Here is a 6,184-nt window from a genome sequence, read left to right as displayed (position 1 = left end):
TTGACCGGCCGGTTGGGTGATGTCATGAAGGAATCGGCTACGGCTGCCGTTACCTATGTGCGCCGTCGCGCCGAATCATTGGATCTTCCCGTCGACTTCAATCAGAAGACGGATATACATATTCATTTGCCTGAAGGCGCTATTCCCAAAGACGGGCCTTCGGCCGGTATTACTATGGCTACGGCCATTGCGTCGGCACTTACGGGACAACCTGTGCGCCATGATGTGGCCATGACGGGAGAAATCACGTTGCGCGGTAACGTTCTTCCCGTAGGCGGCATTAAGGAAAAGGTCATTGCCGCGCATCGGGCAGGAATCAAAAAAATTCTCTTACCTGAAGCCAATAAAAGAGATATGTCCGATGTACCGCAGACTGTAAAAGACGATGTGAAATTCGTTTTTGTAAACCATATGGATCAAGTATTGGAACAGGCGTTGGTGAAATAATGGAACGCAGAGATATAGCTTTGATTAATCCCAAGTATTTAACATCTGCCGTTGAAGCCAAGCAATATCCTTGCGAGGAACGGCCGGAAATCGCCTTTTTGGGCCGTTCCAATGTAGGAAAATCCAGTCTCATCAATTCCTTATGCAATCAGCGCGGCTTGGCTAAGGTCAGCGGTGCGCCGGGGAAGACACGGACTATAAACTTCTTTACGGGAGAACTTCGCGAACGCGTTGATGGCGAGTCGATGCGGCACCCCGTGTACCTTGTCGACTTACCCGGTTACGGCTTTGCCAAGACGGGCGGTAAGAACCGGGACTTGTGGAGTCGTTTTATCGGTGACTATATTCAGACGTCAAAAAGACTGGTTCTGTTGTGCCTCTTAGTGGATTTGCGTCATCCCGGATTGTACTTGGACGGAGAGGCCTATGCATGGCTTCGCAATAATGACATTCCCTTACAGATTGTCTGCACGAAGGCCGATAAGTTGAATCAATCGGAAAAACAAAAGAATTTGAACGAAATTAACCGTTTATTTCCTACGGAATATGCGGCTCTTACTTACTCGTCTTTAAAGGGTCAAGGTAAGAATAGACTCATAGAAAGATTCTATGACGTAGTCCATGGACACTTCGTTGACGATGACCATACGGTATGATATATTCATAACGTAATCTAAAAAAAGAATAAGGTACAGTCAGGTGTCTAATGACCTAACAGAGAAGTCCGGTGCAATACCGGCGCGGTCCCGCCGCTGTAAGGAAGAGGGAGATTGTAAGATGTCACTGCATGAAAATGCGGGAAGGCGCAATCGACCGATGATGCCGAGCCAGAAGAACTGCCTGACGAAGAGTCACCGGTATGACCTGCGAGCGATGGGTAGGAGATTTATGCAAAACAGCAGAGGCTGCAAGGTGATATCTTGCGGCCTTTTTTGTATTTGGAGGAATTGATTTGTCGGAAAAACGACGAGTATCGGCCTGTCTTTGCTGTGCGGCTCTATCTTTGGGAAGTATCGTATACGGTGCCGCCGGAGATGATGATAAGGATACGACGATTCGCGTAACTACACGACCGATTATTGTAACGGCCTACCGAAACACGGGTGCTTACGGCGGAGGGGAATTACCGGAAGCACAAAAAACGGTTGTAACGGAAAAACAAATCAGTGCCAATAACTATAAGACGGTTGAAGATGTATTACGGCAAGTGAACGGAGTCACGTTGAACAGTATGGTTCCCGGGGCCGCTTCTTTTGTGCGGATTAACGGTGACGACAGAGTCAATATTCTCGTAGACGGACAAAGTCTGGCCAATGCTCAAGGTTCATCGTACGGCCGGGGCATGGTTGACTTGTCGACCTTGCCGGGTGTCGATAATATCAGTGCCGTTGAAGTTGTTAAGGGCGCCGGTTCGGTTCGTTACGGTGCCGGGTCCGTAGGCGGGACGATTAATATTATTACGAAAAAGGGTAAGAAAAATCGGACGGTTCTCGATACGGCTCTCGGTTCGTGGGGAAAGGAATATTACGGCCTTCTACAAGAAGGTTCTAAGGGGGATACGAGCTGGCTCGTGTCGGGAAGCCTTGATAGAAAGGATTATTATAAGTTTCCCGACAGTGCTCGATCAGATAAAGCGGCAGGTGATAATCGAGCCAAGTCTTTGACCTTCCGTATGGATAGAAAGCTTAACAAGTCGCAATCTATGACCTTGAATGTTTCGCATAAAGATTCACGAGGGCATGCAGTCAGTTTTGATTCTCCGTACGGTATCGCTCATCGAAAATTTTCGGTCAAGCAGTATAAACCCTTGGAAAGGCTTAGCAATAATGTAAGCCTTACGTGGAACTTCAGGGAAAATACGAGCACGCCCGGACATATTCGGTATTTTAACGATTATTCGAAAACGTGGTGGACCAACCGCTTCCACACAAGAACTCAGGGAATTCAGGCGGACCGCTCGTGGATGACGAAGTATCATTTTTTCACCTTAGGGGCTGAATGGACCTTGGATTCGGGGTCCAATGACGGAGCTAATTATAAAAATAAAAAGAAGTCGAACAGGGCCGTATACGGTGAAGATATGATCGTTTATAAAAAATGGTCGTTTACACCGGGCTTGCGATTGGATAAGAACAGTCATTTCGGTTTTCACAAGACGCCGAGACTAGCTGTAGAATATCGTGCCGGCGACAATTTAAATATATACGGTTCGTGGAGCCGGGTTTATACGGCCCCTCGCTTGAATGATATGTATTATAACGGGACCCGGTCACGCGGTAATCCGGACTTGAAGCCTGAAAGCGGCTACTCTCAGACTGTAGGGTTGGATTGGGCGATGACTAAAAATACGTTGTTGCGCTTCAGTCTTTTCCACAGTTATTTAAATGATGCTATTCGTTGGGACCGCAGCATCACTCCTTATGAAGTTCGCAATCTCAATAAGGAAGATAAACGGGGAATCGATTTGTCGTTGCAGCATAAAATTGGTGCGACTTGGGATTGGGAGTTGGCATATACGTATACGAAGATTAACATCGATGAAGGTCGCGGTATGCGAAGAGATCCGTCCAATAGTCAACCCAACGGGTATCGAGCTTCGTTGCAATATCATGAGGGTAAATGGAAGGTGAATTTGCAACTGTCAGCCGGCACGGGGCGAGAAGACCGGTATTATGTCAAGAAATCGTATGTAACGTGGGATCTCAATGCCAGCTACAGTGCGAATAAACGCCTTACCCTGTACGGCGTCGTTCATAATTTAACCGATGACAGTTATGATTTGTACCACGGCTATCCGGACAGCGGTCGCAGCTATTTATTCGGTATGAAGTATTCGTTTTAAGGAGTCTTTATGATAAAGAAACTTTTATGCTTGTGTATAGCCGTTTTCGCGTTGGCTGTTTGCGGGTGCGGTTCTGATAAAAGTGATACGTCACAAAACGCCGGTCAGGCTTATGCCGTTATTACGGATGATACGGGAAAAACGGTAACTCTTGATAAGAAGCCGCAGCGAGTCGTAGTGTTGTCATCATCTCTTATGAATTTTGCCGCCGATGTAGGCGGTGAATTGGCAGGTAGACCGACGATTAAGTCGGACGACGCAAAGGTTCCCGAGAGCTATCAGTCCGTCCCGGAAGTAGGGCCTGTTTTTAATGTCAGTGCCGAGGCGGTTATTGCCTTAAAGCCGGATCTGATTATTGCCAGCAAATCGCAACATGAGGCGTTGGTTCCCTTGTTTGAACAAAACGGCATCAAGGTTGTGGTTCTCACCTCTAAAACGTACGATGATGTAAAGCGGAATATGACTATATTCGGGCAGATTTTCGATAAAAAGGAAATAGCTGAAAAACATATTGAGGATATGGATAAAAAAATTGAGGATATTCGTCATAAATTCCCGGGAAATCATAAGAAGATAGCGATTATTCACGCTACGCCCAGTCAAGTATCCGTAGAAATGAAGAACTCCATTGCCGGCAGCTGTGCCGACATTCTGGGGCTTGATAATGTAGCAGCCGACGGACAAGTGACATCAAATGGTGCCCAGGTGCCGTACTCTATGGAAAAATTGGCTCAAGATAATCCGGATATCATCTTCATTACGACTATGGGAAAGAAAGAAAAAGTTGAGCAGAAAATGAAGACCGAATTTCAAAACAGTCCGGCCTGGTCCGTTTTGGAAGCCGTAAAAAACGGTCGCGTATATGTACTTCCTGAAAATCTCTTCTTATTAAATCCGGGTCTAAGTTATCCGGAAAGTGTGGAATATATGGGTCGGGCCGTATACGGAGAATTACATTGATGAGTGCTGAAAAGGAAGATATAAAACGACTGTCCCTTTTAATCTTTATGGCCGCCGTCCTTGCCTTTTTTGCCGTTTTATCCGTATCTCAGGGGGCGGCGCAGATTGATTTGCAGTCCGTCATTCAGGCTTTTTACGGAGACGGACAGTCGACGACAGATCAGATTATTCGCAATATTCGGTTACCTCGTACAGTTACGGGCATGTTTGTAGGTATTAATCTGGCCCTGTCGGGAGCCGTTTTACAGGCTGTCATGAAGAATCCCCTGGCGGATCCTCATATTATAGGGGTTTCGTCCGGAGCCGGACTGGCGGGAATTGCGGTCATGCTCGTTTTTCCGGCCTATACTTCATTTATTGTACCGGCCGCTTTTTGCGGTGCCATGGCGGCTGCCGGACTGGTGTATGTCTTGGCGTGGAAAAACGGGATTCGTCCCGTACGACTGATTCTTGCCGGCGTAGCCGTATCAGTTCTGTTAGGGGCCTGCATTTCCGGTCTTTTGATTTTTTACAGCGATCGGGTACACGGGGCCTTAATGTGGATGGTCGGCGGTTTATCGGCAAAGAGTTGGGTTGATGTATCCCTCATTTGGCCCTATTCACTGGCCGGTTTTTTGACGGCCGTAGGAGGAGCCTATTATTTGAATATTCTCCAATTGGGCGACGATACGGCTAAAGGGTTAGGGCTTAATACGGAGTTGACACGTGTCGTCTTTACGGCCATAGCCGCTGTTTTGGCTTCAAGTGCCGTGAGTGTAGCCGGTTTATTGGGGTTTGTAGGACTCATTGTGCCTCACGTGGCACGTCTTATTATCGGTACGGATTATCGGTATATTATGCCCGCTTCAGCTTTATTGGGAGCTATATTGGTCACCTTAAGCGATACCTTGGCACGGTTGCTGTTAGCACCTATGGAGCTTCCTGTGGGAGTTATTATGGCATTTTGGGGAGCCCCGTTTTTCCTCTTCCTGTTAAGGAGGGATGTATAATGGCCGATTCCATTCTTACGGTTAGCGATTTATCGTGTGAAGCCGGCGGTAAGACAGTGCTGCACGGGTTGAATCTACATATTGAAAGACATGCCGTTACTGCCGTTATCGGGCCGAACGGATGCGGTAAAAGTACTCTTTTGGGGTGTATGTGTCGTCTGAGACTACCGTCGACCGGGGAGATTACCTTAAACGGGCACAGTATTCGGACGTACAAACGCAAAGAATTGGCTCGCAAAGTGGCTATTTTGACGCAACAGGACGAGTTTCCCGATCGCATTACGGTTCAGGAACTGGTAGAGTCGGGACGTTTTGCCCATAAAAGTTTTCTGCGCAGTGATGACCGTGACGGTAGGGCTGTCGTAAAGGATGCGATGGAGATTACACGGACGAGTGAGTTCTCGCAGCGACATATACATACCCTGTCAGGAGGCGAAAGACAGCGAGTGCGTATGGCGATGGCCCTGGCGCAAGAACCGCAACTGTTGCTCTTAGATGAGCCGGGGACGTATTTGGATATACGCCACCAGTTGGAAATTATGGATTTATTGGTGAAGTTGAAGAAAGAGCGACAAATGACCATCGTCATTGTCCTTCATGATATCAATCAGGCGGCCCTTTATGCCGACTATACGGTAGCGATGAAAGACGGCCGCATACAGGCGTACGGGAAGACTGACGAAGTAATTACGCGTCAGTTGGTGGAACAGGTGTTTGACCTGAACGTGAACGAGTTCGTTTCGTCCAATGGCGAGACGGTGCTCATGCCGTCAGGAAATAAATAAATTTTATGAGGTGGTAGCAATGAAAAAAAGTATGTTGAAACGACTCTGTGCAGTATCTTTGGCGAGCCTTGCTTTAGGAACTTTTACGGGCCTTCCCGCACAGGCCGGATATACGTTGAATCCGGAAGTAAAGGATGCGACGCCCGCTTTGAAGCAGGCCG

6 protein-coding genes and 1 riboswitch are annotated in these 6,184 nt (G+C 47.6%); all 6 genes read left to right on the top strand.

Annotation, left to right across the window (positions count from 1 at the left end; all coding sequences use genetic code 11):
* Nucleotides 1–447 (top strand): S16 family serine protease (locus PGX78_RS05545; RefSeq protein ID WP_333523938.1); only part of this gene is annotated, 447 nt, incomplete at its 5' end.
* Nucleotides 447–1,103: a ribosome biogenesis GTP-binding protein YihA/YsxC gene (gene yihA, locus PGX78_RS05540; protein ID WP_270445800.1), complete on the top strand. Its 657-nt coding sequence runs from the start codon at nt 447–449 to the stop codon at nt 1,101–1,103. The genes PGX78_RS05545 and yihA, both read left to right, overlap by 1 nt.
* 24 nt (nt 1,104–1,127) lie before the next feature.
* A riboswitch (cobalamin riboswitch) is annotated at nt 1,128–1,305 on the top strand.
* A 94-nt stretch (nt 1,306–1,399) separates the two neighbouring features.
* Nucleotides 1,400–3,289 (top strand): TonB-dependent receptor plug domain-containing protein, encoded by a 1,890-nt coding sequence (locus tag PGX78_RS05535; protein WP_270445799.1) that lies wholly within the window; start codon nt 1,400–1,402, stop codon nt 3,287–3,289.
* Nucleotides 3,290–3,298: 9 nt separating this feature from the next.
* Nucleotides 3,299–4,249 (top strand): ABC transporter substrate-binding protein, encoded by a 951-nt coding sequence (locus PGX78_RS05530; protein ID WP_270445797.1) that lies wholly within the window; start codon nt 3,299–3,301, stop codon nt 4,247–4,249.
* Complete coding sequence (locus PGX78_RS05525) at nt 4,249–5,238, top strand: FecCD family ABC transporter permease (protein ID WP_270445796.1); 990 nt, start codon at nt 4,249–4,251, stop codon at nt 5,236–5,238. The genes PGX78_RS05530 and PGX78_RS05525 overlap by 1 nt, the downstream gene beginning before the upstream one ends.
* Nucleotides 5,238–6,023: an ABC transporter ATP-binding protein gene (locus PGX78_RS05520; RefSeq protein WP_270445795.1), complete on the top strand. Its 786-nt coding sequence runs from the start codon at nt 5,238–5,240 to the stop codon at nt 6,021–6,023. The genes PGX78_RS05525 and PGX78_RS05520 overlap by 1 nt, the downstream gene beginning before the upstream one ends.
* The last annotated feature ends 161 nt before the right edge of the window (nt 6,024–6,184 follow it).

Origin of the sequence: Megasphaera sp. AF13-6AC (assembly GCF_027685385.1) — a bacterium.
GTDB lineage: Bacteria > Bacillota > Negativicutes > Veillonellales > Megasphaeraceae > Megasphaera > Megasphaera micronuciformis.
Note: the sequence above shows the minus strand (reverse complement) of the source record. Positions and strands in the feature narration are given on the sequence as shown.

Excerpts from the sequence above, each read along its gene's own strand:
- PGX78_RS05530 (WP_270445797.1), top strand. The coding sequence starts at position 3,299 with ATGATAAAGAAACTTTTATGCTTGTGTATAGCCGTTTTCGCGTTGGCT.
- PGX78_RS05520 (WP_270445795.1), top strand. The coding sequence starts at position 5,238 with ATGGCCGATTCCATTCTTACGGTTAGCGATTTATCGTGTGAAGCCGGC.
- yihA (WP_270445800.1), top strand. The coding sequence starts at position 447 with ATGGAACGCAGAGATATAGCTTTGATTAATCCCAAGTATTTAACATCT.
- PGX78_RS05525 (WP_270445796.1), top strand. The coding sequence starts at position 4,249 with ATGAGTGCTGAAAAGGAAGATATAAAACGACTGTCCCTTTTAATCTTT.